The sequence below is a fragment of the Massilimicrobiota sp. SW1139 genome (assembly GCF_012027715.1).
GTDB classification, from domain to species: Bacteria; Bacillota_I; Bacilli_A; order Erysipelotrichales; family Coprobacillaceae; genus Allocoprobacillus; species Allocoprobacillus merdigallinarum.
Map to the genome: position 1 here is coordinate 14729 of NZ_SJOR01000017.1, position 26336 is coordinate 41064.

Genomic DNA, 26336 nt, shown 5'->3' on the forward strand with positions numbered 1-26336 from the left:
ATTATCGGTAGTGATAATAATCAGGAGAACTTCCTTCTATTATCTCTACATTCACTTCCTTTTCTAATAATTCTTTTAATTTTCTCACCATCATGTTTTCTGCATGATGATGAATATCAACCAATAACATATGATGGTCAACTGCATTTTTCGCATGACGATATTTGGTATCTCCAGTTAAATAGGCATCTGCTTTTCCATAGAACTGTGACATAAAATCTGCTCCACTTCCCCCACATATCGCAACCTTATGAACCATATCAGCATGTCCAGCATATTGAAAATGCTTTAAATGATAAGTTGTCTGTACATGGTCAAGAAAATCATCCATTGTCATAGGCTGATTCAAAGTGGCTATACGTGTGATACCATCTTCACCACGTTCAATATCATGAACCCCTAATGCTTCCATGAGCCATTCATTCATTGCCACATTATCTAAAGCCGTATGTGAACTATAAACAACGATATGATGTTCAATAGCTTTAAAAATAAATGCGCCCATAAAATCATCCTGGTCAATATTCACAATGGGATCTAATAAAAATGGATGATGTGTAATTAACATCTGACATTGATTCTTAATGGCTTCATCAATAGTCTGTAAATCAGCATTTAACGCAATCATTATCTTAGAAACCTCTGTTTCAACCTGACCAATCTGTAATCCACATTTATCCCATTCTTCCTGTAAAGAAAGAGGAAAATGTTTTTCCATAACTGCAATAATCTCTTTAGCCTTCATTGAGCTCACCTTCTATCATTTCAATCATATGTAAAACTTCCTGATAACGAGGATGGTTTTCCTCTAAAGAAGTCAATATATTTTGATAAATATGTAATTGTCTTCTCCATTTTTCATAAAATAAAGTATTTTTCTCTTGTCTTAAATAAGGTCCAAAATAAATATCTTCTTCCTGATAAGAAAGTTGTTTTGATGTTTTCTGACAAACCATAATTTCATAAATATGATGTGCATCTTTCACAATATCTTCATCAATAATTTCTATCTGATGTAAATAAAGATACTCACGTAAAACTTCTAAACCTACATTAGCCTGTAAAAATAATCGTTGATCTTGGATATATTCAGGAAATTCATCTAATATATCCACAATTAACTTACCACCCATACCACAAATACTGATCATATCGACATGTTGATCTAAAAGTGGATGAATACCACTGCCAAGCAGTGGTATGACTTTATTCTCTAAATGATAACTCCCAATCGTTTCTATAGATGCTTGGATAGGTCCCTTCGCTATATCACAGGCATAGGCCTTTTGAATGACATTTTCATTCACTAAATAACAAGGTAAGTAAGCATGATCAGTTCCTATATCTCCAAGACTTTCTCCATGTTTATATTTGATAATCAAGTCCGCAATGGCCTGTAATCTTTTTGATAGTTTCATATTAACGATCTAAGAAATCCTTTAAACGTTTTGAACGTGATGGATGTTTTAATTTTCTTAAAGCTTTGGCTTCAATCTGACGGATACGTTCACGTGTGACATTAAATTCTTTACCAACTTCTTCAAGTGTTCTCGTACGACCATCATCAAGACCAAAACGTAAACGTAAAACTTTTTCTTCACGATCTGTTAATTCTAATAAAACTTCATTTAATTCATCTTTTAATAATTCATTCGCAGCATAATCATCTGGTGACATTGCCCCTTCATCTTCAATGAAATCTCCTAAATGTGAATCATCTTCTTCACCAATTGGCGTTTCTAATGATACAGGTTCTAAAGATATCTTTTGAATTTCACGTACTTTTTCTGGTGTCATACCATCCATCTTTTCAGAAATTTCTTCTGCTGAAGGTTCACGTCCTAATTCTTGGATCAATTGTCTTTGAACTCTTGTTAATTTATTGATCGTTTCAACCATATGAACTGGAATACGAATTGTTCTGGCCTGATCTGCAATAGCACGTGTAATAGCTTGTCTAATCCACCATGTTGCATATGTAGAAAACTTAAATCCTTTTGTATAATCAAATTTTTCAACAGCTTTGATAAGCCCCATATTTCCTTCTTGAATCAAATCAAGGAATAACATTCCTCTACCAACATATCTTTTTGCGATAGACACAACAAGACGTAAGTTAGCAGCTGCCAATTTCTTTTTAGCTTCTTCATCACCGTCTAATATTCTTTTCGCAAGAGAAATTTCTTCGTCATGACTTAATAATTCAACGCGTCCAATTTCTTTTAAATACATTTTCACTGGATCATTAATTTTTACATTGCTTCCAAGCTGATTAGAATCATCTTCTTCCTCATTGCTGTACATATTAACAGTATCTCCTGTTAACATGTCAAAATCGCCACCAAAGTCTAAATCAGCAACATCATTGTCAATATCTGAATCTAAATCATCTAAATTATCCAAATCATCCAATGTTTCTAATGCTTCAAGATCATCCAAATCACTTGCCATACCACTCATTAACTGATCATCATCAATATCATCTAAAGCATCAAATCCATCTTCAATTAAAATATCATTATCCGTAATAAAAGATAATAATTCTTCAGCTGATTCATCATCTAAGTCATACTTTGTTAAAAAGGCATCTAAATCATCTTGAGATAATTTACCACCCATAGCTTCAGCTGTTTCTTTGATTAAATTCTTCAAATCATCCAATGTCACTGGTGTTGCTTTCTTTTTCATATCCTTTTTCATATTACTTTTTATTGACCTCCTAATTTAACAATCTCATTTAAAATCTGTGCCTTTTGTTGAGGATCTAATATATAACGAAATTGTTCTAATAACTGTTCTTTTTTCATTTTCTTTGCATGATTTCCTATGGTTTCTATATAATCATCTATCGCTTTTTCTTCATAAACTTGTGGCAAAGGAGATTGTGCAATCTCTACCACAGTTTGTATCAAATCTTCTTTTTGTATACTATTTATCAAATCTGCAATTTCTAATTGATTATGATGACGATAGTAGTCAATAATATAAGAAGCAATGATACGATATTGATCATTGTACATAAAACCTGCTTTTGCTTCATATTTCAAAGCGACACTTTTATGATTTAACATATAAAATAACAAATCATGTTCAGCTTGCTGATATTTATCCTTTAAATGTGTTATTTTCTTTTGCGGGACTCTTGTTTCTTGATGAAATTGAGGTTTCATCCCATTGATCTGCTGATGAATCAGATCATAAGAAAAACCTGACTGTTTCGATAAAACCTGGATGTAATAATCCTGATCAATAGGATCATGAATTTTAGCAATTTCATAACACATTTTCTCTAAATAATTTTTACGATCATCATAATTTTGAGAATCTATTTTCTGATACTCAAAATTCATTAAAAATTCTATCGGTTTCAATGTCTTTTTAAGGGCTTCCTGTAATCCTTCTTTACCATGTTCTTCATAGATTTCATCAGGATCATGATTATCAGGTAAAACAATAATGGATACTTGAAAACCAGCTTCCTCCAATTCTCTGGCAGCTTTACTCATAGCTGTTTGTCCAGCCTGATCACCATCCAAACACAAATGAACATGATGTGTCAAACGACGTAAAGCCTGAATATGTCCCTTTGTCAGAGCTGTTCCCATAATAGCAACTGTATTTTCAATACCTGCTTTATACATCGCTATGACATCCATAAATCCTTCCAGTAAGTATATAAATCCAGCTTCTTTAACCGCATCTTTACATTGATGGTAATGATAAAGTGTCTGTCCTTTAATAAAAATATCAGATTCAGGAGAATTGACATACTTGCTGTCAGTTTGTGTTGGTTTATAAATACGTCCACTAAATCCAACAACCTGTCCTTGCTGATTATACAATGGAAACATAATACGATCTTGGAAACGGTCAAAATGCTGATATGATTCTACAATCAGCCCAGACTTGACCATATCTATTTCCTGAAAGCCCAATTTTTCAAATGCCTGATATAAAGTTGACTGCAAAGGTGCATAGCCAATTTGAAATTCTTTAATCAATTCATCAGAAAAATGACGTTTCGTTAAATAAGCTTTTGCTTCCAGTCCCAATTTTGTATTGAGATAGTAACTATAAATTTTCTGTGCTTCTTCGTGCATTTGATAAAGTGAAGCATTTTCTTTAGAAATCGGTGATGAAACGACATCTAAATGATATTCACTCAAATCAATATGACCTATTTCGGCAACTTTTTTAACAGCTTCTATGTATGATATTTTTAAATATTTCTGTAAAAATGTAAAAACATTGCCTCCCGTACCACACACAAAACACATAAAAATTTGCTTATCAGGCGAAACAGACATTGAAGGATGTTTATCATCATGAAAAGGGCATAATGCTATGTAATTTCTTCCTTTCTTTTCCAAAGGAAGATACTCGCCAATCACATCAACAATATCAACGCTCTGCCTGATTTCATTTATCTTTTCCTGTGATAGACGTGCCATATATGCCCTCCTTTATTAAAAACGAATCTTTTTTGTTAGATAATCTACAAGTTCATGAATTGGTAAACGAATCTGTTCCATTGTATCTCGATCTCTTAATGTGACAGACTGATCATTTTCACTGTCAAAGTCAACAGTTATACAATATGGCGTTCCAATTGCATCCTGACGACGATAACGTTTTCCAATCTGTCCAGCAACATCGTATTCCACATTAAATTCCTTAGCTAACAACTGATAAACTTCCATAGCTTTATCACTTTGTTTCTTTGTAAGTGGTAAAATAGCTGCTTTTACAGGTGCCACAGCTGGATGGAAATGCATCACAAGACGTGTTTCTTTTTCCAACTGTTCTTCCTCATAAGCATCAGCTAAAACAGATAAGAATAAACGATCTGCCCCTACTGATGGTTCAATAACATATGGTAAGTATTTTTGATTCGTTTCAGGATCTAAATACTCTAGGTTTTTCTTAGAATATTCCTGATGTCTACCTAAGTCATAATCTGTACGATCAGCAATACCCCATAATTCACCCCATCCAAATGGATAAAGATATTCAATATCACTTGTTGCCTTAGAATAGAATGATAATTCTTCTTTTTCATGATCTCTAAATCTTAAATTATCTGCACTTAATCCTAAGTCCAATAAAAATTGCATACATTGATTTTTCCAATAATCAAACCATTCTAAATCTGTATCTGGCTTTGTAAAGAATTCTAATTCCATCTGTTCAAACTCTCTTGTTCTAAAGATAAAATTACCTGGTGTAATTTCATTTCTAAAAGATTTCCCAATCTGACCAATTCCAAATGGAACTTTTTTACGTGATGTTCTTTGAATGTTTTTAAAATTCACAAAAATTCCCTGAGCCGTTTCAGGTCTTAAATAAACAACACTTTTGGCATCTTTGACAACACCCATATATGTTTTAAACATCAATTCAAACTCACGAATATCTGTAAAGTCTTCACTTCCACAGTTTGGACATTGAATATGATGTTCTCTAATAAATTCCATCATTTTTTCTGGTGCCCAACCATCACTATGAATATTTGGATCATAATCTTCAATCAATTTATCAGCACGATGTCTTGTTTTACAATGTTTACAGTCAATCAATGGATCACTGAATCCACCAACATGCCCACTAGCTTCCCAGACTCGTGGATTCATAAAAATTGCTGAATCTAATCCAACATTATATGGTGATTCCTGAATAAAACGTTTCCACCATAATTTCTTAATATTATTTTTCATTTCCACACCTAAAGGACCATAATCCCAAGTGTTTGCAAGCCCATCATAAATTTCAGAACCCTGATAAACAAATCCTGAATTTTTTGCATGAGCAATTAATTTATCCATATCTTTGTTTGCCATATTTATACCCCTTTTTATTTATGTTTATACCTATATAAAATAGCAAAGACCTAGCACAAGCCAAGTCTTTTATTTATATATTTACTTCGTATTTATACCCTTATAGTAGTCATTTGTCAACCAACAATGAGTGTACTTTATAAATATGTCCTTTCATTTAGCCATTTCAGTATACTCTTATAAACCAACTTTTTATCTTTTTCAAACAACAAGGCATGTCGTTGCCCTGAAAAGATTTCAAATGTCAGATCCTGAATCGGTATTTTTTTATATTTTTCAATAAGTTTTTTTATATTAGGACACATAGGATCATTTTCACCAATACCAATATATATTGATAAAAACGAAGGAATACTCATGATTGTTTTTTCAGTATTGACTTCCTGTATCATATGAATAATATCTCGATATCCCTGAACAGTATATGCAAAATGTGACATAGGATCTTCCAGAAAACGCTGTCTTTCATCCTCATCACTCGTTAACCAGTCCATATCACTTGTCATGCGAATTCTTTTATTTAAACGATGACGAAGATAGCGAGAATATTGTTGTGCTTTATGAAGTGGTCCCTTCCACATCTTTAATAAACGTAAATAAATACGTTTCAAATAGAAGAAATCAACTTTTGAAGGTGTTCCCAGTAATAAAGCCCCTTCAATAAAGTCACCAAAAACAGTCATATACTTACGTATCAAAATAGAGCCTAAATCAACTCCCAGCATGAAATAAGGTGAATCAGGATACTTTTCACGAATAATCATCTGCAAATGATGCATATCTTCAATCAGATGCATAGGCCCATCATGTTCTCCAAAATATCCCTGTTCAAAATCAATTAAAGAACGTCCATGTCCAGCAAAATCACTCACTACCACCACAAAGCCTTGACTTGCTAGAAAAGAAGCAAAATGTTCATAACGTCCAGCATGTTCTCCTAAACCATGATGAATCTGCACAATGCCTTTTACACGAATCACAACTTGAGGCTCATAAACATGATAACGAATATTGATATGCATGGATGATGTAAAGAAAGCAGTACGTTTCATATCATGACCCCCTTCGTAGTGGACGTTTTTGACCTTTTGGTTTAATTAAACATTTCTTTTGAAAACCAATTAAATCTGTTCTTTTTGCTAATGTTAAAGCTTCATAGACAAGATGATAATTTTGTGGTCGACGATATTGCATCAAAGCACGTTGCATTGCTTTCTCTTTTGGTGTTTTCGCAACATAAACAGGTGTCAAATCTCGTGGATCTAACTCTGTATAATACATAGCTGTTGATAAAGTTCCAGGAGTTGGATAAAAATCCTGAACCTGTTCTGGCTGATGATGGATATCTCTTAAATATTCAGCCAATTCAATAGCACTGTTTAAATCACTACCTGGATGCGATGACATCAAATAAGGAACAAGATACTGATTTTTGTTCATCTCTTTATTGAGTCGTTTATACTTATCCACAAACTTTTCATACAGTTCACGATGAGGTTTCCCCATTTTATCGAGAACCTGATTACTGATATGCTCAGGAGCAACCTTTAATTGACCACTGATATGATGTTGAATCAGTTCTTTAAAAAATGTATCATCCTGATCATACATTAAATAATCATAGCGAATACCAGAACGAACAAAGACTTTTTTAACACCTTCTAAGCTTCTTAGTTTTTTAAGCAAAGCCAAATAATCACTATGATCGACTCTTAACTGACGACATGGTTTTGGCCATAAACACTGTCTAGTTGGACAGGCTCCATGTGTCGTTTGTTTTTCACAGCTAGGAAATCTAAAATTCGCTGTTGGTCCTCCAACATCATGAATATAACCCTTAAAATCTGGATCCTGGATAATTTTCTTAGCTTCTTCAACTAACGACTCATGAGAACGTGATTGAATGATACGTCCCTGATGAAAGTTTAAAGCACAGAAATTACAGGCCCCAAAACAGCCACGATTACTGATAAGCGAAAAACGCACTTCTTCAATCGCTGGAATATAATCATAGCTTGGATGATACGTTCTTTGATAAGGCAAAGCATATGTATCATCAAACTCCATTTGCGTTAATGGGCGATTAGGGCGATTTTGTACGACATAAAATCCCTCATATGGTTCAACCAATGTTTTGGCATTATAATGATCAGTATTACGATATTGAATACCAAATGATTTGGCATATTCTTTTTTATCATGAGTCATATCAAAAAACGATGGTAACATGATATGATCATCTGGAATCATAGATAAATCCTTTGTTTTAAAAACTGTTCCATCTAAATAAGTCAAATCATGCACGTCAAGTCCTGCATCCAATGCTTCAGCAATCTCAATAATGCTGTTTTCTCCCATTCCATACATCAATAAATCTGCATTCGCATCAATTAAAATAGATTTTCTGACTTTATCATCCCAATAATCATAATGAGCCAAACGTCTTAGACTGGCTTCAATACCACCAATCAAAATGGTTGCATCATGATAAGCTTCACGCACTTTTTGACTATAAACAATCACTGCACGATCAGGTCGATGACCCATTTCTCCATTATTAGAATAACTGTCTTTTTTTCGTCTTTTCTTGGATACACTATAATGATTCACCATTGAATCAATATTACCACTAGAAATCAAAAAGCCAAGACGTGGTTTGCCAAAACGCTGAAAATCATCCAAACGACGCCAATCTGGTTGTGCTAAAAAACACACTTTAAAGCCACGACTTTCTAAAGTACGTGTAATAATCGCTGCACCAAATGATGGATGATCAACATAGGCATCTCCACTAATATAGACAAAATCAGGCTGTTGCCATCCTCTTTCTAACATTTCTTCTTTTGTTGTTGGTAAAAATTGTCCCATAACATTTCCCCTTTATATGCTCATATTATACACTAATTTGTTTTGAAGAAAAATAAAATTGTGTAGAATTTCTACACAATTTGATGAATAAAACGTGATGTTTTCAACTGAATTCCCGTATATTCTTCAATCAACGATTCCATTAAAGGCACTAATACCTGAATGGCTGATGAAGAAATATGCAAATGATCAATAGCGGTTATAGGAATCTTATGAATATGTCGAAAAGCTTTTAAAATATCCTGAGAATAGGGCTGATGATGTCCTATGTGTTTTGAACATAAAAATCCTCCATCTTCCAATGAAATAGAAACAACTTGAGGTGAACCACACAAAACACAGCCATCAACATCCAAAGATACCCCATTATGCTCTAAAATAAAGACATTAAAAAGCAGATAAACAAGCAATGGTGGATATCCCAAATCCAAAGCATGTAAAGCTTCATATAACATTCTATATTCTTTTTCTAAAGGTTGATTATCTTCAACATAACGATAGAAATATTCTAAAATATACTGTCCAACAATCTCACTTTCCAAATTTTCTTCAATGTGTCTAAAATAATCAAGTGGTGTAGCCTTAATCAATGTACTCATTCCTTTTTTTAAGGCAATCGTCAATTCACTTAACATCATTTCTTGACACCCACGGGCATTCTTGCTTGTCATTTTACGAATCCCACGTGCCATCACACTCATTTTTCCATATTCATGACTATAAATATGTAAAATCATATCATTTTCTTTATACGGTGTTTTCTTTAAAATAACAGCTTCAACAACTTCCTCATGAATAGTCATTTTCATCATAACCAAACTCTCTTAAATACTTTTGTTTATTACGCCAATTCTTTTCTACCTTCACAAAAAGTTCTAATGTAACTGGAGTTTGTAAAAAACGTTTCATTTCACGTCTGGCATTTTGTTTAATCTTTTTAATCATACTTCCCTGTTTACCAATAATAATAGCTTTTTGACTTGGACGATCCACAACAATCGCCGCCATGACATGAACACCATCTTCATCTTCAGTCATACTTTCAATGACAATCGCAACACTATGAGGCACTTCTTCATGAGTAAAATATAAAATCTTTTCACGAATAAATTCTGCCATAATAAAACGTTCTGGATGATCAGTAATATGATCTTTAGGATAATACATAACCCCTTCTTTTAAATCATTTTTGATTGTGTCTATGAGATGTTCAACATTATCCCCATTTAAAGCACTAATAGGAATAATTTCTTTAAAATCAAACATTTCTTTCCATTCATTTAACTTTTGAATTAATTCATCTTTTGACAACAAATCAATCTTATTTAAAAGAAGATAAACAGGTCCATCTGCTTCCTTTAAACGACTGACAATAAAACGATCTCCTCGACCAATCTTTTCATTCGCTGGCGCAAGCAATAAGACAATATCCACACCATAAATGCTATTTAAAGCATTGGTATTCATAAAAGATCCTAAACCATCCTGTGGTTTATGAATCCCTGGTGTATCCATAAAAATAATCTGCGCTTCATCATCTGTATAAATACCTTGAATCGTATTACGTGTCGTTTGCGCGGTTGATGATGTAATCGCTAATTTTGTTTTTAAAATATGATTCAATAATGTTGATTTTCCAACATTAGGGCGTCCAACAATACTTACAAATCCTGATTTAAATGTCATAAACTCTCTCCTGTAAATGCACGAGGTAATAACTCCTGCATATTTGTGACTTCATAATAATCTTTGCTTCCTAAAATAATAGGTGTAAGGGGATCTAACAATTCAGCCAAAACCTGACGGCAGGCTCCACATGGTGAAATAAGTGGTGAACAGTCACCAACAATGGCTAGTGCTGCAATATCATCCTGGCGATAGCCTTGACAATAAGCCTGAAACACAGCATTACGTTCAGCACACATTGTTGAGCCATAAGCCGCATTTTCAATATTTGTGCCATAAATTTTTTGTCCATTTTTCAACAATAAACAGGCCCCCACACGAAAATGAGAATAAGGAACATATGCGTTTTGCGAAGCTTTGAATGCTTCATCAACAAGTTCTTGATAATCCATATTCTAACCTCTTTCTATTCCTAACTGATTTAAAATATCTTTTTGTAAAGCTAACATTTCTTTTTCATCATCTTCATTCATATGGTCATAACCAAGCAAATGTAAAAGTCCATGTGTCATTAAAAAGCACATTTCACGTTTTAATGAATGTCCATATTCCTGTGCCTGCTGACAGGCATGTTCATATGAAATGAATATATCCCCTAAGCTTCTTGGCATACCGGCCACATAATATTGTTCATTATCTTCTAATGCAAAACTGATCACATCGGTTGCACGATCAATATGACGATAATCACGATTCATCTGATGAATCTGTTCATCATCAACAATCACACATGATAATTCTACATCATCATCAATCTGCAATGTCTGTAATGTTGTTTCAATAATTTTTCGAAAAACAGCTTCATAATCTTCCTGACATAAATGCTTTTCATCTTCATATACAAAATCAATATTCATCTTCTCACCCTTTATTTCTTTATTTTTCCTTTTTCAATTATAACACATTCCATATTCTTGTTCACTATCTTTGTTTGATGGTTAATCATAATATAAATTTTTCCTTCATCATTTTTCATCAGATAACGTAAAATTTTATTTGCTAAACGTGTATCCATATGTGAAAAAGCCTCATCTAAAATCAGCACATCCCAGTCACGACACAACATACGAATCAATGCGACAACCTGTCTTTGTCCAAGGGATAGTGGATATCCATTTTCTGACAAGACAATATGCATCATATCTTTTAAACTTTCCATTCCAAATGTTTTTAAATAGAATTGTATTTTCTTTTCATCCTGACATAGAAAATTATCTTGAAGTGTCATATGTAAAAATGTTGGCGTTTCATTTAAATATCCAATATGTTCATATAAAGAAGCCAAATCAATTTGCCTCAATTCTAAATCATTGATATAAATATCACCCTGATATGCTAAGTCTTCTGCTAATAATAACTTTAAAAGAGTTGTTTTTCCACTACCTGTAATACCTTTAATCCACAGATGATGTTGGATATTTAAATCAATATGTTCTAAAACTGGCAACTGATAACCATAAGCATAAGTGACATCATCATAACGAATAGATGTAATCGGTTGATCAAGAGTACATTTTGATTTCTCTAAATCAACTTCAAAATTCTTATACTTATCATAAATCAAACTAACCTGTTTATACTGACTGGCTAAAGCAACCATATTTAAAACCGGCTGAATGCAATAAGAAACCAGCATATAAAACATGATCAACTGTCCCATTGTGATATGTTGAAGATGAAAAAGATAAAATCCTACCAATAAAACAATACCATAACATAAAACAATCAAATATTGAATTAAAGACTGAAATTGATTTAAAAATAAGGCTTGTTTTTCTTTTAATAAAGCTTCATCTAAATACACATGATAACTTCTTTCACGTTGTCTTTGAAACAAATGAAAATAGCGAATTAAAGAATGATTATCAATCAGTTCTAACACATGATGTCTAAAAAGATAATGTGCTTCTAAATAATTTTTATTTATGCTTTGAAAATCTTTTAATCGAAAATAACTGATGACACATATGACTATAAAAGTCACTGCTACAATCAAGGCTAACCAGATATTCAATAAACACATGCCCACAAATAAAACAACAAAAAACAAACCATCTAAAAAGAATTTCTCAAAACACTCCAGACTCATTTCTGTCAAATCAAAAAGACTTAATAATTGACTTTGAATCACACCATGATCCTGATAAAAAAATGAATGTGACTGTTTCAACATATTCATAAGTGACTGAAAAACATAATCTTCATCCATAGCCTTTTGGAGATGAATCATTTCTTTCATTTTTAATTGTGTCATATATGTACGTATGCATTCTAAGGTTGTATAAGCCATCGCTAATATAGCCATATAGAAAAAGGCAGTTTTCAAATGAATATAATCAATCAGAATCTGAAAAAAATAACTGCTACCATAACCAATAACCGCAATCCATAGACCTTTCCATATCAAAGATATCATATAACGCTGATAAGCAAAAAAGGTATCTTTTAAAAATTGTCTATAACTTTTATAATGAAGCTGAGGAACACGTCCCACATGTTTAATCACAATGACTCTTTGCCCATAATGTTCATTCATCTCTTCTATGTACATTTTGACTAATCCTTTTGCTGGATCACCAATGATATACTCTTCATCTTTGATCTCATATAACACAACAAAATGTCCTATTCCATCATAAATCATATATAAAATACATGGACACTTCACTTCTCTAACAATATCTTCTAAAGTGGCTTCATAGGCTTTGGCTTCAATCTGATAACTTTTTAAACATTCAATCATACCTCTTATAGAGATTCCATTTTGATTTAATCTGGCTTTTTTCTTTATATTTTTGATTTCATCATAAAAATGATAATATTTTAAAATCATATCAATACAATAAGCTCCACATGACTTTTCTTCATCTTGTAATTCAATTGGATATTTATGCATAGAAAAACCCCCTTACTTCTATATACGCAAAAAGTAAGGGTTTTTTCTTTTTTTATATTCATTTTTTTAAAATTTTTTTCAATTTCTCAATAAATTCATCAACATGTTGTGGTGTGATAATCAATGGCGGTAACATACGAATCACATTGCTGCCAGCTGTTACAACAATAACACCGTCATTTAACAATGCTTTCACAACACTTTTCGCTTCTTGATTCAATACTAATCCTTGCATCAAACCAAGTCCACGACGTTCTATCACGCAATCAAACTGTTCAACAACTTCATCTAAACGTTGAATGAGATACTGTGAAACTTCCTGAACATGTGGTAGAATCTGATCTTTTTCTAAGATATCAAAAACTGTTTTGACTGCCATACAAGCAAACGGATTACCACCATATGTGCTTCCATGATCTCCTGGTTCCATAGCTTGTGCCCATTTTTTATTAGCCACAAAGGCACCAACTGGAATTCCACAGCCAATTCCTTTTGCCAGACACACAATATCAGGTAAAATATCATATTGGAAATAAGTCATAATTGTTCCTGTTCGTCCCATACCACATTGAACTTCATCTAAAATCAGACAAATATCATGTTCATTACATAAAGCTCTTAAATCTTGCATGAAGGTTTTATCACAAGGATAAACACCACCTTCACCTTGAACAGGTTCCACAATAATAGCTGCAGTACGTTCATTAATGAGACTTTTGACACTTTCGATATCATTTAATGTGGCATAACAGACACCATCAATGAGTGGTCCAAAGGCTTTTTGATAAGCTGGATTCCCTGTTAATTTGACAGAACCTGTTGAACGTCCATGAAAAGAATGATGGAATGATATAATCTCACTATCTGCTTTACCGTGTTTTAAATAATAATATTTTCTAGCCAGTTTTAAAGCGCCTTCTGTCGCTTCTGTTCCTGAATTACAGAAAAAGACGGCTTCTAACTGTGTTGCTTTTTTGACAGCTTCAGCTGCTTCTACAGCAATTGGTGTATAAAAATAATTTGATACATGTGTTAATGTTGCCATCTGTTTTTGCATAGCTTGAACATAGGCAGGATAATGGTATCCTAATGAATTGACCCCAATACCTGCATAAAAATCTAGATATCGACGTCCATTTGTATCATATAAATAAACACCTTCACCCTTTTCTAAAACAACATCATAACGACCATAAGCTTTTAAAAAAGCATTTTCCCCTCTTGTATACCAATCTTCCACAATTTATACCCCCTTTATATTTCTAGCCAATTTCTCATATAAATCAACTGCCGTTTCTAAAACTTCTTCATGAAAATCAAACGTTTCTGTATGTAATCCACTTTGATATTCCTGACATTTTGTACCTACAAAAAAGAATACCCCAGGAATTGCTTTTTGATAAAAAGCAAAGTCTTCAGCTAACATCAATGGTTCATCCAATTCAATATATGTAGATGAATCCACGCATGCTTTCAATTGTTGATACAACGATTGATGATTCATCACTGGTGGATACATAGGTGGACAACTCCATTCAATCTGACAGTTATAACTTTTCATTAAACCATCATGAATAGCTTGTATTTCCTGTGTCATTTTATGAAAAAGAGATTCATCATAACAACGTAATGTTCCATGCATACAAGTTTGCGTAGCAACACTATTACGTGCTGTTCCACCATGTATTTCTCCAATATTGAAAATAACTGGTGAAAACGGTGAAATATGTCTGGAAATCATTGTCTGATATTGCATATAGGCATGGTTAGCAATCATGATACTGTCAATACCTTCCTGCGGTAATCCTGCGTGTGCCCCTTGTCCATGAATGGTCACATCCATTTCACCACACATAGCCATTAACGGTCCACTTTTACAGGCAATTTTGCCTTCTTCAATCATTGGCATTAAATGCATTCCAAAAATAGCTTTCACATGATATTTTTCTAAGACACCCGATTCTACAACCAAACGTGCTGCTCCTGGTGATTCTTCAGCAGGCTGAAACAACAAAAGAATATTATAGTTCAATGGTTCTTTGATTTCTTTTAAACGTTTTGCAAAACCTAATAAGGCACTCATATGTCCATCATGACCACAGGCATGCATACAGCCTGGATGTTTTGAAACATAATCCACCTGATTTTTTTCATGAATAGGCAAACCATCAATATCACTACGAAAAGCCAAAGTTGACTGACAACCATAATCAATATAAACAAGCGTTCCTGTTTCAATGATACTTTCCCAATGATATCCCATCTGTTCTAATTCATGACGTAAATACTCTGCCGTCTGATATTCTTTTAAACCTAATTCGGGAATCTGATGTAAATCTCTTCTCCAGCGTTTGACATCTTCCATAATCTCACCTTAAATTTTTCTTAAATCATCCATTAACTGTGTCTTTTCTTTCGTTTCATCTGTTTTTTCTTCTTTAATGATACGTGCTGGATTTCCTGCAACAACAGCTCCAGCTGGCACATCATTCAAGACAATACTTCCAGCTCCAACAACAGCACCTTTACCAATACGAACACCTTCTACAACAACTGCATTCGCACCAATTAAAACATCATCTTCCAAAACAACGGGTTTGGCACTAGGTGGTTCAATAACTCCTGCTAAGACTGCTCCAGCTCCAACATGGCAGTGTTTTCCAACTTCAGCACGACCACCTAAGACAGCTCCCATGTCAATCATTGAACCTTCACCAATTTTAGCCCCAATATTAATGACAGCCCCCATCATAATCACGGCATTATCTTCAATTGTCACATTTTCACGAATAAATGCTCCAGGTTCAATACGTGCATTAATATTTCGCATATCTAACATAGGTATAGCACTATTACGACGATCTTGTTCTAAATAAGTTTCTGTAATTTGATCTTGATGAGCTTCTAAATATTTTTGAACATTATCCAAATCACCAATCAAAACACGACTTGTTTCTGTTCCAAATACTTTGATAGAGTCATCTGTTGGTAAATCATGTCCATTAACATAAACCTTTACAGGTGTCTGTTTCTTAGCATCTCTAATATATTGAATAATTTCTTGCGCAGTACTATACATTTTTAAAATCCTCCTCATTGATTATTCCTTCAAAAACAGTTTTAGCCGGTCCTTCCATAAATATATGACCATCTTCAAAACAAATATCCAAAGTTCCTCCCAGCAATTCAACCTGTACTTTGTCATCACACAAATCGTTCATATAACTTGCATACATCACTGCACAGGCACCTGTGCCACATGCCATCGTTTCCCCTGAACCTCTTTCCCAGACACGCATTTTCAAATGCTGACGGTCAATCACCTGAACAAATTCTGTATTCACAGATTCAGGAAACATATCATTCTTTTCAAAACATGGACCAATATCTTCAATCGCAAAATCAAGATGATCCACATATGTGACGACATGGGGATTTCCCATAGAAACTGCTGTACAATCATAAATGTGACCAGCTATCTTTAATGGTTCATTCACCATCTGTTCTTTTGAAAAAAGACAAGGTATCTGTAAAACATCTAAAATAGGCTCTCCCATATCGACTTTTACAGATTGAACCTGCCCATTGTCAACATGAAGCCATACCTTTTTAAGACCACCTAATGTTTCAATCTCCAGATAAGTTTTATCAGTCAACGCATGATCATAAACAAACTTAGCGAAACAGCGAATACCATTTCCACACATCTTTCCCTCGCTACCGTCTCGATTAAACATACGCATCTTAAAGTCGTAATGCTGTGAAGGTAAAATCACTATCATCCCATCACTGCCAATGCCAAAATGTCGATCACTGATATGAGAAATAAAATCTGGTGTCATTGGAACCTGCTGATGAATTCCATCAACATAAATATAATCATTTCCTAGACCTTCCATTTTTGTAAATTTCATTATTTTCTCACCCCATCTTTTTGAAATATATTAACATTTTTTTAATATAATGAAAAGTCTTTTGATAGAATTGCATATATTAAAAAAGGTGAACCTATGAAATACATGTTCAAAAAAATCAATCAGACTTTATCTATATTAATTGTTATTCTTCTTTTAATGATCATTCACTATCATATGTCTTATTAAAACATGTAAAAATAACGGCCTTAGCCGTTATTTTCATCTGAATGATCTTCTGTTTCTGTGTTTTCGTTATTATCTATTGTTGATGTTTCTTGTTGAGCTGGCTGTGTTTCTTCATGAACATCAGCTGTTTCTTCAGAAACAGGCTCATCTTCTTTTGACTGTGACTCTACATTTTCATCTTTTGTTTCTTCTTGTTGAGGTGTTGCATGTTCTTCGATTTGATCATGAGAAATATTTGAATCAGTTTTCTTTTTATTTTTCAAAATAATCGCAATCACAACAATGATAGCCAAAACAGCGATACCAATATAAACAAATGTCATATCCATACCTACTGATTTTGGTGATGAGATCACCAACTCATCAACATTACTTCCATTGGCTGATAAATCCAAAAGATCAATTGTGACATTCTGTCCATCAACAGTTCCTACATTAGATGTTGCATTACCTGGCATTTTAATAGTCATTGTCATTTCAATACCTAAATTTTTAAGTTTATCAACGGAATATCCAGCCATTGCTGCTGATTCTGTATCCATCTGCTGTTTCAAATCATCTAGTGGCAAGCGTAAAACAAGGCAATCTTTTCCATCTACCGTTTCTTCAGTGATGGAAGCCTGCATTTCTTCAGCTGTTGCATTCAATCCATCAACCTGAACACCAACCCATGTCGCATTATCAATATTTTCTTCAATACCTGTAATTTTCGCATTTTCCATGCCTTCAGATGCCTGTAATTCTTCTGTCATCTGACTCACCATATCTTCTTTTGTCATACCAGCTGCAGTCAGCATCGACTCTTCCATCAATAACTGCATAGAACCTGTCATGCTCTTATCAGCATTAATTTCCAGATTGACATTCATTTTCATGCAGCCTGTCAAAACTATAACAGCCAGCAACATCGACAATCCTCTCAATACCTTTTTCATAAATAATGTCTCCTTTCCCTTATATACTTTATTGTATCATATCTCATTTATGATAGACAATGATTTATCAAAAAAACAAAAAATCGACAAACTTCATTGTTTGTCAATCTTAGAATCCTTGTAGTTCATCATCAAGCCAAGTATCCGTTTCAGAAAGCTTTCTTATAAAAATTCTAGCATTGCCATCAGCATATTTATTTTAATGGAATTTAAAAATCACTTCCTGTGGATTCAATTCACCAATAATCTCTATCTTTCCTAATGGATGACTCATCACATAACGCACAGCCTTACCAAATCCATTCTGATAAGATTTTGCTTCATCCACAATACGAATACCTTCACAAATAGGCACCTGAAAATGACCTTTGACTCCTGTGACAGGTCGACATTGAAAAATATAATAAGGAATCACACCAATGCGTGTCAATCCTGACAGTAATTCTCCTAAGACTTTTCCCTGATCATTGACACCACGCATTAAAACAGTCTGATTACGGACCTGTATACCACGTTTCTGTAATTCTGAAATAGCACGTACAGCTTGAGGTGTTATTTCTCGTGGGTGATTAAACTGTGTGACCACATAAATCATTTTCTTTGATGTATACTTCGTTAATAAATCTAATAATTCCTCATCATCATATATACGCTGTGGAAATGTCACAGGAACACGTGTTCCAAAGTGAATAAAATCTAAATGAGCTATTGCTGTCAATTCCTCAAGATAACGCTGAATAATATGATTTGGATTCATAAAAGCATCACCACCTGAAATCAGAACATTTGTGACTTCATGATGTGTTTTCACATAATCCACAGCTTCATCAACACGCTTATTTAATTCCTTTGCAGAATATCCAACCATACGTTTTCTAAAACAATGACGACAATACATTGCACATTGATTCGTTGAAAGCAAAAGAATTGTCTGCTGATACTTATGTTGAAGACCTTCCATTTTGGTATTTGTTGCTTCACCACTCGTATCAAAAGAACCTTCCTGATTAAATTCATCTAAAGAAGGAATACACATTTTGCCAATCGGATCATGGGGATTGTTCGTATCTACAAGGGATAGATAATAAGGTGTAATCATCATTGGAAAACGTTCAATCACAGCTTTATATTGTTCTTTTTGTTCATTTGATAAATGAAGAATTTCTGCTAATTGATCTATATTTGTTATACTCTTTTTAAGTTCTTCTTGCCAAGTCATTTTATCATTTCCTTCTATAACAATCTCAACAAAAAGAAAGCGTATACAATTATTTTAAGAGAAAATATTTCTTCAATTTGAACAATTTTTGTTCTTTTCTTCTTTAATAATCTGTTGTCCACAACATTGACAATAGAGTTCAGACTCAAAGAAAGTCATACGTCCTAACATCGCTCCACAATATGGACAGCGCCAAAACAAAAACAACGATATCAAAATAACGATAAACATTGCTAATAAAATATAGACAATCCATTGAACTAGTCCATCATAAAACTCAAAATTTCCTGTTGCTTGAATAGCACTTAAAATAATTATGAATATTCCTGCAATGATAAACATGATTCTTATAACTTTCTGATAAATTTTCAAATTCATAATATCCCTCCCTACTACAAATTTAAAAAAAAGATAAGACCACGCTGTGGATATCATGTTAATTTTATGTAAATAATGATATGCCAGATTAAAGACATACAAATATAAATTTTACATATATTATAGATTATTTATAAAAAACAAAAAAAGGACTTTACAAATGATTGAAAATCTTATATAATCGTATTTGCCTAATCGAGGTATACCGATATGGCGGTCGTGGCGAAGTGGTTAACGCACCGGATTGTGGCTCCGGCATTTCGTGGGTTCGATTCCCATCGACCGCCCCAGAGTATGCGGGTGTAGTTCAATGGTAGAACTTCAGCCTTCCAAGCTGACTACGTGGGTTCGATTCCCATCACCCGCTCCATATGTAAAGTTAAACTCCTTATGAAAATAGGGAGTTTTTTATTTTTATGATAATCAATCTTATTTCATTGTTTTTTTAGATTTCTTGATGTTAACACACTTTTTTATATAATCACATATAAAAAGAATACTGGAAAATGTCCAAATTCATTATCTTACAGAATGAAATAGATATCCATGGATTGAAGTGCTCATCACTGAGGATATATAACCAATATTTTATACTTTGAAATATTTAGAATAATAAGAGTGAACTTGAAAATATTATAGAAGTTATCATTAAAATATGAGATTGAATAGATCAAAAATAAGTTATAAATTTAAATAGCTATAAATATTTTTAAACAGTAAAAAAAGTCATAAGAATTATTTCATAATATATTCTCGATCCTATTTAATTAAATATATATTATTTTATCTTCATTTTGAAATAATATCAAAAATATAAAAAGTATACCTCAGTATAAAAAATGATACCAAGATATACTTTTAAAACAACTTAAACACAGTATTTTTTATTAACCTTTATACATTGATATACTTTCATCAATAGCTATAGAGTATGCAGCTGTAGTTCAATGATAGAACTTCAAACTTTCAAACTGATTGAGTGAGTTCAATTCTCATCACTTGCACCATATATAAAATTCAAATCCTTATTTCTTTGTAAGAATAATAAAAACAAGACCTAAAAATGAAGTAATCGTTAATGCCATATTCATTTGTAAAAGCGTAATAACATCTTTTGGCACTATATAATTCAAACCAAGAGCAATAACATAAAAAATTAACACTAAATAGAATATAAATAATAATGCATATTGAATTTTCATAATATTTTACCTCTCATCCATTACAAATATAGTATTTTAGCACATTGATATTTAGGAAATCATAAGATTCTCAATAATATAGAAATCACAGAAAGTTTTATATCCAAAAATATATTTAATGCAGACACAATGATCAGTCATTATCTACTTTTCCATGAATATCTTCACGATTATTTTTTCCGAATTTATTTTATCATGTTTATAATGTATGTCAACAATTATATATTTTATCTATATATTGATTTAACTTATTATATTTGATACATTTACAAAGAGGTGATTTCATGTCTAAGAAAAATAATTTTTTTAAGTTAGAAATGTTATTTTTAAAAATTCTAGATGAAAAAGATTGTTACGGTTATGAGATTACACACACATTAAAAGAGAGAACACATGGAAAAATTAATGTAAAAGAAGGAACCATGTATCCCATTCTTTATAAATTTGAAGAAATTGGATATATAACGAGTGAAAAAAAGTTAGTCGGTAAAAGAATGACAAGAGTTTATTATCATTTAGAACCATCAGGAAAAGAATACCTTGATAAAATTTATAATGAATATAAAGACATGATTAATGTAATAAATGATTTAATGGAGAAAAAACATGAATAAAGATATTAAACGTTACTTTAAAGAATGCCAATATTTATTTGCATATTGTGGAAAAAAAGAAAGAAAATATCTTGATAAATTGAGAGATAATATTGATGATGGAAGTCATGAATTAAACTATGATGAAATTGTTGAAAGATTGGGTTCACCACAAGAAATTATTATGGATTATTATAATCAAGAAGATGTATATGAATTAGTTAAGAAAGCAAAGTTTGTTAGAACATTAAGAAACATTTTTATATTATTTCTGGTTATATGTACATTATTCTTTTCATATAGAGCTTATATATATCAAAAGACATATGAGGAAGTTAAAGATAGTAACAATGGTTATATTGAAGAAACAATTGAGATTATTGAATAAAAAATAAACTCTTCAAAATATATTTATAGATTTATGATTTGAATACAATTCTTTCATATATAGATACAACAACAAAAATGTATAAGGAGCGAATGATAATGATCGAATTTATAATAACGGAATCAACCATAATATTTACTATATTGTAAATTTTAATTTCAATATTGTATGATAATTATGGGAATTCTCATTCACAATACATTATAAATCATACATATATTTATTTAATTTTTTTTGGTCAAAAATAGCTTTATATATTTATCAACTAACAAAACAATCGACTTTAATAACTGCTTTATCAAATATCTCATTTGAGATATCCAAAAAGTCACACTAAAAAGTATATCTTACTGTATAATTATACAAAGATATACTTTTAAAATAGCTTAAATACACTATTTTTATCATTATATCATTTCATTTTTTTATGCTGTATCCTGTATCAAAAACAAGCTCTTTATATTTAAAGAATAAATAATCAACAAACTATCCTGCTCACGTTCTATATATTTCCAGCAGTAAGTTGAATTGAAATCAATTTTTTGTTTATCTGGAATACCACAATCGTTCATTAAATTAATAACAGATTTTTCCAATTCATTATTTTGAGTATAATTATAATCAGTTAATTGACTTGTATCATTCTCTAATAATTGATATCTAGAATATCTTATGCCTTCTCCATGAAATGAATCTTGATTATCCCATTTATAGACACATTTTGTCTTTGATGGCAATTTGATATTCCAAAAACTCTCATACATTTGTATTTCATTATTCAATGATATATTTTGCATAATCATCATAAATACAAGCATTATAGATACTATTATAAAAACAAATATCACCATTCTTTTTGACTTCATCAATATCTTTTCACCTCTAAAAAATTCAGTTTATCAACTATGATTATACTATAGCCATGTTATTCCTATCTTTCTAATATAGTTAAGTTAAAATTAATTTTATATAAACTTCTATTTTAACTATTGATTTATCGGAGAAAATTATATATGCTTTATTTAAGATTGAGGTGATAAAGATGAAAGAACATCATTACATTGTATTTGGTTTATGCTTTTTTATATTCATGTTAGGGAAACTTCTCATCACTTTTATTCCTGGAAATGAAATAGCCAATGCCATTTTATTTTCAACAGCTGTTATTGTAGCCACCATGTATTATTTTCATAGAAAAGACCTTGATTAATCATGATATTTTATATGTTATCAAAACATAATTCATATCACATAAACTATAAATTCCAATAATCAAAACAACATAAAAAGTATATCTTTATATAAATAGAGATATACTTTTATTGTGCTTTCATATCCAGAAATATTTATAACTTTATTTTCATTTATTATAAAACATATTTCATATAACTATGACATAAAAATACTATTCACACATCAATCCTCTCATATTCTTATTTATTTCAAGATTTATCTTTCTTACAATTGACAATCATAGCACAATGATCTGTAAAAGCTAATGTTCTCATATCAATAATGATATCTATCAAATGAATATCTGCTTTTGCTAATACATAATCTATATGTGTATTGCCTACAAATGTTCTATAGAAGTCACCTTGCTGTGCCTTTTTCTTTTCACCTTTATAATCAATATAATAAGCTTTTTCTTCTTTTAAACCTTTTTCCCATAAATCAGAATATTCTTTGTCATTTATTAAATTGTCTATCACTTTCCAATTTTTAATCTGTGAATATTTTCTATGTGCATTAAAATCACCACATATAATATCGCAGTCACTTTCTTGAATGATTGACAATAAAGAATCTATATCATCTTGTAAAGGCAAATGCAGACCGAATATAGACCAATCATCATTTTTTATTTTCACAAAACGATTATTATAATGAAAATGATCTATATTCACTTTTTGCCATGTATCGTCCTTACAAAGAGCAACTGTTAAATAAATTGTTTTTTTAATATTTTCAATTTCCTGATATAAATTAGGTGATATCTTATGTGTATAACATGTAACCTCATCAGCCAAAGATGATCTTACTTCCTGTAAAATCACAACATCTGCCTGATACTCTTTTAAAAACTCATTGAGACTTCCATCTATGAGATATCGAAACATATTCATATTTAATGTTATTATTTTCATATTTTATCACCCAACATCATTATACAATAAATTAAAAAGAAATATCTCTAATATTATAAAATTCAATTCTTTGATCATCAATAAATAAGACTTTATGATATTCTGCATCTATTTTTGTAATCATTCCTTGTAATGTCTGATATTGCTGGTGTGTATAATAAACAATTTTCACAGACATACCTTTTTGAAGCTGTTGAAATAAACGATTCAGTCTTTCACATTCATCTTCCATTAATTCTTTTTTATAAACAGGTTGTCTTTCCTTTTCATGAAGATATTCTCTAAATCCACGTAAAGAATCAAATGGTTGAAATTCTACTGCATCATCATGATTTTTATTCTGCATTATGTCCTCCTATTAACTGATGTCGCTGTTTTGCAGTGGCTTTATCTAAAACATTCATGGCTTTCAAAACAGCATTCTTGCCATACTTATTTTTAATTTGAATAATAGATTGTTGTAACTGTCTTTCTTTCAGTACTTCTTCATAGTCAGTAAACAAGTCATAGGCTTCATACCTTTCATCAATAACTTGACCAAAACCAATAGAAATCTTTCTAATCTTTTGACTTTTAAATGTTGTAGACTCAAATAAGTCAATAAACTCCTTAACCAACAGACGATAAGAATTTGTCACAACTGAAATTTCACGACTACCACCCGTAGACGGAAGTGAAGCATCAACATATCTAATATGTAAAGAAATATGATTGGTCACAAGTCCCTGTTCAACCAGTGTTAAAACATTATCCTCCACCATTTCTTTTAAAACCAGTAAAGCATCCTGATCACGATATTCTCCAAATAGAACCTGTCCATTGGATATAGAGCGATGCTGAGGCTGATAATTTTTAATTTGTTGAATAGTCACCGGTTCTTTACCCCAAGCATGACGAATTAAAAAACGTGCATTCACACCAAACTCTTTATACAAGATATCTTCAGGACAATGTGCTATTCCTTTCATATTGACAATGCCTAATTTATATAAACGCTTGGCGATTCCTCTACCCACTTGCCAAAAATCTGTGAGTGGCGTATGTTCCCATAATGTCTTTTGATATATTTGTTCATCCAAATAAGCCATATGACTTTTGACATGCTTGGCGGTAATATCTAAAGCCACTTTAGCTAAGTAAAGATTCGTTCCAATACCACATGTAGCTGGAATTCCCGTTGTTCTATAAACATCATCTATAATCATCTGCGCTATTTCTTGAGCGTTTTTATGATAGAAATTCAGATATTCTGTGACATCTAAAAAAGCCTCATCAATAGAATACACATAAATATCTTCCTGACTTAAATATTTTAAATACAAGCCATAAATATTGGCTGAATATTCCATATAAAGTTTCATCCTTGGTTTAGCTACAATATAATGAATATGCTTTGGTATTTCAAATAAACGACATCTATTTTTCACTCCTAACTCCTTCATATGTGGAGAAACAGCTAAACAGATTGTACTCTTTCCTCGTGAAATATCCGCAACAACAAGATTGACCTTGTAAGGATCTAGCCCTCTTTCTACACATTCTACCGAAGCATAAAAGGTTTTAAAATCAATGCATAAATAATATCTCATACACAACTCACCACCTGACAAAGTTATTATACAAAATAAAAGTTGCATAATCAATGTATTTTATGCAACTTCTCTATACAATATTTTCCATTTTTTAAACTTGATGTTTCACACGATCATGTTCCTCGGCTCTTTTAGCATCATTAAAGCGATCCAATGTTCCTACCAAATAACCTGTAATACGTCGAATTCTTTGAATAGGTTCTGGCTGTAAACAATAGTGAAGATCAACAAATTCTCCATCTACTGTTAATGTTAGGGATGTTAAAGTTTCATGAGGATATTTCTGTTTGACATATTGGATATATTCCTTAATTTCATCTTCATTCATTTCACCATTCAAAACTTCAACATCAACATGATCAATAACTTCTTTCATACACATCACCTTCTCTTTATTTTATTATAGAAAATAAAATTCTAAAAAACAAATGAAATGAATGTTTCATCCTTGAAAAAATCAAAGAAACTATTATACAATAAGAATGAAAAAGT

General features: G+C 31.8%; 28 protein-coding genes and 2 tRNA genes. 5 read left to right on the forward strand and 25 right to left on the reverse strand.

Features of this window, described 5'->3' with window-relative positions:
- Position 1 precedes the first annotated feature (1 nt).
- The 19 genes from E0K96_RS09235 to E0K96_RS09325 form a co-directional block, all read right to left on the reverse strand.
- Complete coding sequence (locus tag E0K96_RS09235) at positions 2-745, reverse strand: Nif3-like dinuclear metal center hexameric protein (protein WP_168082718.1); 744 nt, start codon at positions 743-745, stop codon at positions 2-4.
- Positions 735-1418, reverse strand: coding sequence for a tRNA (adenine(22)-N(1))-methyltransferase (locus E0K96_RS09240; protein ID WP_168082720.1), 684 nt, complete (start codon positions 1416-1418; stop codon positions 735-737). The genes E0K96_RS09235 and E0K96_RS09240 overlap by 11 nt, the downstream gene beginning before the upstream one ends.
- A 1-nt stretch (position 1419) precedes the next feature.
- Entirely contained in the window at positions 1420-2700 is a 1281-nt protein-coding gene (gene rpoD / locus E0K96_RS09245) for an RNA polymerase sigma factor RpoD (protein WP_087244586.1), read from the reverse strand.
- A gap of 8 nt (positions 2701-2708) precedes the next feature.
- Positions 2709-4451: a DNA primase gene (dnaG, locus tag E0K96_RS09250; RefSeq protein WP_168082722.1), complete on the reverse strand. Its 1743-nt coding sequence runs from the start codon at positions 4449-4451 to the stop codon at positions 2709-2711.
- Positions 4452-4466: 15 nt separating this feature from the next.
- Positions 4467-5837 (reverse strand): glycine--tRNA ligase, encoded by a 1371-nt coding sequence (locus tag E0K96_RS09255; RefSeq protein WP_087244588.1) that lies wholly within the window; start codon positions 5835-5837, stop codon positions 4467-4469.
- 137 nt (positions 5838-5974) lie between these two features.
- On the reverse strand, positions 5975-6889 hold the full coding sequence (locus E0K96_RS09260) for an alpha/beta fold hydrolase (RefSeq protein WP_168082724.1): 915 nt from the start codon (positions 6887-6889) through the stop codon (positions 5975-5977).
- Between the two features lies 1 nt (position 6890).
- Positions 6891-8705: a YgiQ family radical SAM protein gene (locus tag E0K96_RS09265; RefSeq protein WP_087244590.1), complete on the reverse strand. Its 1815-nt coding sequence runs from the start codon at positions 8703-8705 to the stop codon at positions 6891-6893.
- Between the two features lie 71 nt (positions 8706-8776).
- Positions 8777-9517 carry a DNA repair protein RecO gene (gene recO / locus E0K96_RS09270; protein WP_224759474.1) on the reverse strand — a complete coding sequence of 247 codons (741 nt, stop codon included), beginning with the start codon at positions 9515-9517 and terminating at the stop codon, positions 8777-8779.
- Positions 9495-10391 (reverse strand): GTPase Era, encoded by an 897-nt coding sequence (gene era, locus E0K96_RS09275; protein WP_168082726.1) that lies wholly within the window; start codon positions 10389-10391, stop codon positions 9495-9497. Before era ends, recO begins: the two co-directional genes overlap by 23 nt.
- Positions 10388-10783 (reverse strand): cytidine deaminase, encoded by a 396-nt coding sequence (gene cdd / locus E0K96_RS09280; RefSeq protein ID WP_087244592.1) that lies wholly within the window; start codon positions 10781-10783, stop codon positions 10388-10390. The genes era and cdd overlap by 4 nt, the downstream gene beginning before the upstream one ends.
- A gap of 3 nt (positions 10784-10786) precedes the next feature.
- Positions 10787-11248 (reverse strand): rRNA maturation RNase YbeY, encoded by a 462-nt coding sequence (gene ybeY, locus E0K96_RS09285; RefSeq protein ID WP_087244593.1) that lies wholly within the window; start codon positions 11246-11248, stop codon positions 10787-10789.
- An 11-nt stretch (positions 11249-11259) separates the two neighbouring features.
- On the reverse strand, positions 11260-13287 hold the full coding sequence (locus tag E0K96_RS09290) for a cysteine peptidase family C39 domain-containing protein (RefSeq protein WP_168082728.1): 2028 nt from the start codon (positions 13285-13287) through the stop codon (positions 11260-11262).
- 58 nt (positions 13288-13345) lie between these two features.
- A complete protein-coding gene (locus E0K96_RS09295; RefSeq protein ID WP_168082730.1) occupies positions 13346-14527 on the reverse strand; it encodes an aspartate aminotransferase family protein in 1182 nt (393 codons plus the stop codon).
- A 3-nt stretch (positions 14528-14530) separates the two neighbouring features.
- A complete protein-coding gene (locus tag E0K96_RS09300) occupies positions 14531-15652 on the reverse strand; it encodes a M20 metallopeptidase family protein (protein ID WP_168082732.1) in 1122 nt (373 codons plus the stop codon).
- A 9-nt stretch (positions 15653-15661) separates the two neighbouring features.
- Positions 15662-16366: a 2,3,4,5-tetrahydropyridine-2,6-dicarboxylate N-acetyltransferase gene (gene dapD / locus E0K96_RS09305; RefSeq protein ID WP_087296734.1), complete on the reverse strand. Its 705-nt coding sequence runs from the start codon at positions 16364-16366 to the stop codon at positions 15662-15664.
- Positions 16359-17201, reverse strand: a complete 843-nt coding sequence (dapF, locus tag E0K96_RS09310) for a diaminopimelate epimerase (RefSeq protein WP_206080683.1) — start codon at positions 17199-17201, stop codon at positions 16359-16361. Before dapF ends, dapD begins: the two co-directional genes overlap by 8 nt.
- Before the next feature lie 209 nt (positions 17202-17410).
- Positions 17411-18325 (reverse strand): LppM family (lipo)protein, encoded by a 915-nt coding sequence (locus E0K96_RS09315; protein ID WP_168082734.1) that lies wholly within the window; start codon positions 18323-18325, stop codon positions 17411-17413.
- 199 nt (positions 18326-18524) lie between these two features.
- The gene (locus E0K96_RS09320) at positions 18525-19544 is read right to left on the reverse strand and encodes a KamA family radical SAM protein (RefSeq protein ID WP_168082736.1); all 1020 of its coding nucleotides are present in this window, start codon (positions 19542-19544) and stop codon (positions 18525-18527) included.
- Positions 19545-19616: 72 nt separating this feature from the next.
- A complete protein-coding gene (locus E0K96_RS09325) occupies positions 19617-19922 on the reverse strand; it encodes a hypothetical protein (protein ID WP_168082738.1) in 306 nt (101 codons plus the stop codon).
- Between the two features lie 213 nt (positions 19923-20135).
- Between E0K96_RS09325 and E0K96_RS09330 the strand changes: the two genes are divergently transcribed.
- Together E0K96_RS09330 and E0K96_RS09335 are read left to right on the forward strand one after the other, a co-directional pair.
- Positions 20136-20212 (forward strand) — tRNA-His (locus E0K96_RS09330).
- A gap of 6 nt (positions 20213-20218) precedes the next feature.
- A tRNA-Gly gene (locus E0K96_RS09335) sits at positions 20219-20292 on the forward strand.
- Between the two features lie 655 nt (positions 20293-20947).
- Here the strand turns inward: E0K96_RS09335 and E0K96_RS09340 are convergent.
- On the reverse strand, positions 20948-21124 hold the full coding sequence (locus E0K96_RS09340) for a hypothetical protein (RefSeq protein ID WP_168082740.1): 177 nt from the start codon (positions 21122-21124) through the stop codon (positions 20948-20950).
- Between the two features lie 284 nt (positions 21125-21408).
- Here E0K96_RS09340 and E0K96_RS09345 point away from each other — a divergent pair, with 284 nt between their 5' ends.
- Positions 21409-21738 (forward strand): PadR family transcriptional regulator, encoded by a 330-nt coding sequence (locus E0K96_RS09345; RefSeq protein ID WP_168082742.1) that lies wholly within the window; start codon positions 21409-21411, stop codon positions 21736-21738.
- On the forward strand, positions 21731-22105 hold the full coding sequence (locus E0K96_RS09350) for a DUF6120 family protein (protein ID WP_168082744.1): 375 nt from the start codon (positions 21731-21733) through the stop codon (positions 22103-22105). Before E0K96_RS09345 ends, E0K96_RS09350 begins: the two co-directional genes overlap by 8 nt.
- Positions 22106-22530: 425 nt before the next feature.
- Here the strand turns inward: E0K96_RS09350 and E0K96_RS09355 are convergent, their stop codons facing one another.
- The gene (locus E0K96_RS09355) at positions 22531-22923 is read right to left on the reverse strand and encodes a hypothetical protein (protein ID WP_168082746.1); all 393 of its coding nucleotides are present in this window, start codon (positions 22921-22923) and stop codon (positions 22531-22533) included.
- A 224-nt stretch (positions 22924-23147) separates the two neighbouring features.
- Here E0K96_RS09355 and E0K96_RS09360 point away from each other — a divergent pair, with 224 nt between their 5' ends.
- The gene (locus E0K96_RS09360; protein WP_158095637.1) at positions 23148-23315 is read left to right on the forward strand and encodes a hypothetical protein; all 168 of its coding nucleotides are present in this window, start codon (positions 23148-23150) and stop codon (positions 23313-23315) included.
- 232 nt (positions 23316-23547) lie between these two features.
- Here the strand turns inward: E0K96_RS09360 and E0K96_RS09365 are convergent, their stop codons facing one another.
- The 4 genes from E0K96_RS09365 to nrdD all read right to left on the reverse strand — a co-directional run bounded on the left by E0K96_RS09365 (position 23548) and on the right by nrdD (position 26226).
- Positions 23548-24252, reverse strand: a complete 705-nt coding sequence (locus E0K96_RS09365) for an endonuclease/exonuclease/phosphatase family protein (RefSeq protein WP_168082748.1) — start codon at positions 24250-24252, stop codon at positions 23548-23550.
- Positions 24253-24283: 31 nt separating this feature from the next.
- Positions 24284-24598, reverse strand: coding sequence for a YolD-like family protein (locus E0K96_RS09370; RefSeq protein WP_168082750.1), 315 nt, complete (start codon positions 24596-24598; stop codon positions 24284-24286).
- Positions 24588-25841 (reverse strand): Y-family DNA polymerase, encoded by a 1254-nt coding sequence (locus E0K96_RS09375; protein ID WP_168082752.1) that lies wholly within the window; start codon positions 25839-25841, stop codon positions 24588-24590. The genes E0K96_RS09370 and E0K96_RS09375 overlap by 11 nt, the downstream gene beginning before the upstream one ends.
- Positions 25842-25935: 94 nt before the next feature.
- Positions 25936-26226: an anaerobic ribonucleoside-triphosphate reductase gene (gene nrdD / locus E0K96_RS09380; RefSeq protein ID WP_479684536.1), complete on the reverse strand. Its 291-nt coding sequence runs from the start codon at positions 26224-26226 to the stop codon at positions 25936-25938.
- Between the last annotated feature and the right edge of the window lie 110 nt (positions 26227-26336).

What these genes read in the sequence shown, in the direction of transcription:
- E0K96_RS09300 (WP_168082732.1), bottom strand. Translation starts at nt 15,652, where the DNA reads ATGGAAGATGTCAAACGCTGGAGAAGAGATTTACATCAGATTCCCGAA.
- E0K96_RS09315 (WP_168082734.1), bottom strand. Translation starts at nt 18,325, where the DNA reads ATGAAAAAGGTATTGAGAGGATTGTCGATGTTGCTGGCTGTTATAGTT.
- nrdD (WP_479684536.1), bottom strand. Translation starts at nt 26,226, where the DNA reads ATGTGTATGAAAGAAGTTATTGATCATGTTGATGTTGAAGTTTTGAAT.
- E0K96_RS09260 (WP_168082724.1), bottom strand. Translation starts at nt 6,889, where the DNA reads ATGAAACGTACTGCTTTCTTTACATCATCCATGCATATCAATATTCGT.
- E0K96_RS09360 (WP_158095637.1), top strand. Translation starts at nt 23,148, where the DNA reads ATGAAAGAACATCATTACATTGTATTTGGTTTATGCTTTTTTATATTC.
- E0K96_RS09255 (WP_087244588.1), bottom strand. Translation starts at nt 5,837, where the DNA reads ATGGCAAACAAAGATATGGATAAATTAATTGCTCATGCAAAAAATTCA.
- E0K96_RS09345 (WP_168082742.1), top strand. Translation starts at nt 21,409, where the DNA reads ATGTCTAAGAAAAATAATTTTTTTAAGTTAGAAATGTTATTTTTAAAA.
- E0K96_RS09240 (WP_168082720.1), bottom strand. Translation starts at nt 1,418, where the DNA reads ATGAAACTATCAAAAAGATTACAGGCCATTGCGGACTTGATTATCAAA.
- E0K96_RS09325 (WP_168082738.1), bottom strand. Translation starts at nt 19,922, where the DNA reads ATGAATTTGAAAATTTATCAGAAAGTTATAAGAATCATGTTTATCATT.
- era (WP_168082726.1), bottom strand. Translation starts at nt 10,391, where the DNA reads ATGACATTTAAATCAGGATTTGTAAGTATTGTTGGACGCCCTAATGTT.
- E0K96_RS09365 (WP_168082748.1), bottom strand. Translation starts at nt 24,252, where the DNA reads ATGAAAATAATAACATTAAATATGAATATGTTTCGATATCTCATAGAT.
- E0K96_RS09265 (WP_087244590.1), bottom strand. Translation starts at nt 8,705, where the DNA reads ATGGGACAATTTTTACCAACAACAAAAGAAGAAATGTTAGAAAGAGGA.
- ybeY (WP_087244593.1), bottom strand. Translation starts at nt 11,248, where the DNA reads ATGAATATTGATTTTGTATATGAAGATGAAAAGCATTTATGTCAGGAA.
- E0K96_RS09235 (WP_168082718.1), bottom strand. Translation starts at nt 745, where the DNA reads ATGAAGGCTAAAGAGATTATTGCAGTTATGGAAAAACATTTTCCTCTT.
- E0K96_RS09355 (WP_168082746.1), bottom strand. Translation starts at nt 22,923, where the DNA reads ATGCTTGTATTTATGATGATTATGCAAAATATATCATTGAATAATGAA.
- rpoD (WP_087244586.1), bottom strand. Translation starts at nt 2,700, where the DNA reads ATGAAAAAGGATATGAAAAAGAAAGCAACACCAGTGACATTGGATGAT.
- E0K96_RS09350 (WP_168082744.1), top strand. Translation starts at nt 21,731, where the DNA reads ATGAATAAAGATATTAAACGTTACTTTAAAGAATGCCAATATTTATTT.
- E0K96_RS09375 (WP_168082752.1), bottom strand. Translation starts at nt 25,841, where the DNA reads ATGAGATATTATTTATGCATTGATTTTAAAACCTTTTATGCTTCGGTA.
- dapF (WP_206080683.1), bottom strand. Translation starts at nt 17,201, where the DNA reads ATGAAATTTACAAAAATGGAAGGTCTAGGAAATGATTATATTTATGTT.
- dnaG (WP_168082722.1), bottom strand. Translation starts at nt 4,451, where the DNA reads ATGGCACGTCTATCACAGGAAAAGATAAATGAAATCAGGCAGAGCGTT.
- E0K96_RS09320 (WP_168082736.1), bottom strand. Translation starts at nt 19,544, where the DNA reads ATGACTTGGCAAGAAGAACTTAAAAAGAGTATAACAAATATAGATCAA.
- E0K96_RS09340 (WP_168082740.1), bottom strand. Translation starts at nt 21,124, where the DNA reads ATGAAAATTCAATATGCATTATTATTTATATTCTATTTAGTGTTAATT.
- cdd (WP_087244592.1), bottom strand. Translation starts at nt 10,783, where the DNA reads ATGGATTATCAAGAACTTGTTGATGAAGCATTCAAAGCTTCGCAAAAC.
- recO (WP_224759474.1), bottom strand. Translation starts at nt 9,517, where the DNA reads ATGATGAAAATGACTATTCATGAGGAAGTTGTTGAAGCTGTTATTTTA.
- E0K96_RS09370 (WP_168082750.1), bottom strand. Translation starts at nt 24,598, where the DNA reads ATGCAGAATAAAAATCATGATGATGCAGTAGAATTTCAACCATTTGAT.
- dapD (WP_087296734.1), bottom strand. Translation starts at nt 16,366, where the DNA reads ATGTATAGTACTGCGCAAGAAATTATTCAATATATTAGAGATGCTAAG.
- E0K96_RS09290 (WP_168082728.1), bottom strand. Translation starts at nt 13,287, where the DNA reads ATGCATAAATATCCAATTGAATTACAAGATGAAGAAAAGTCATGTGGA.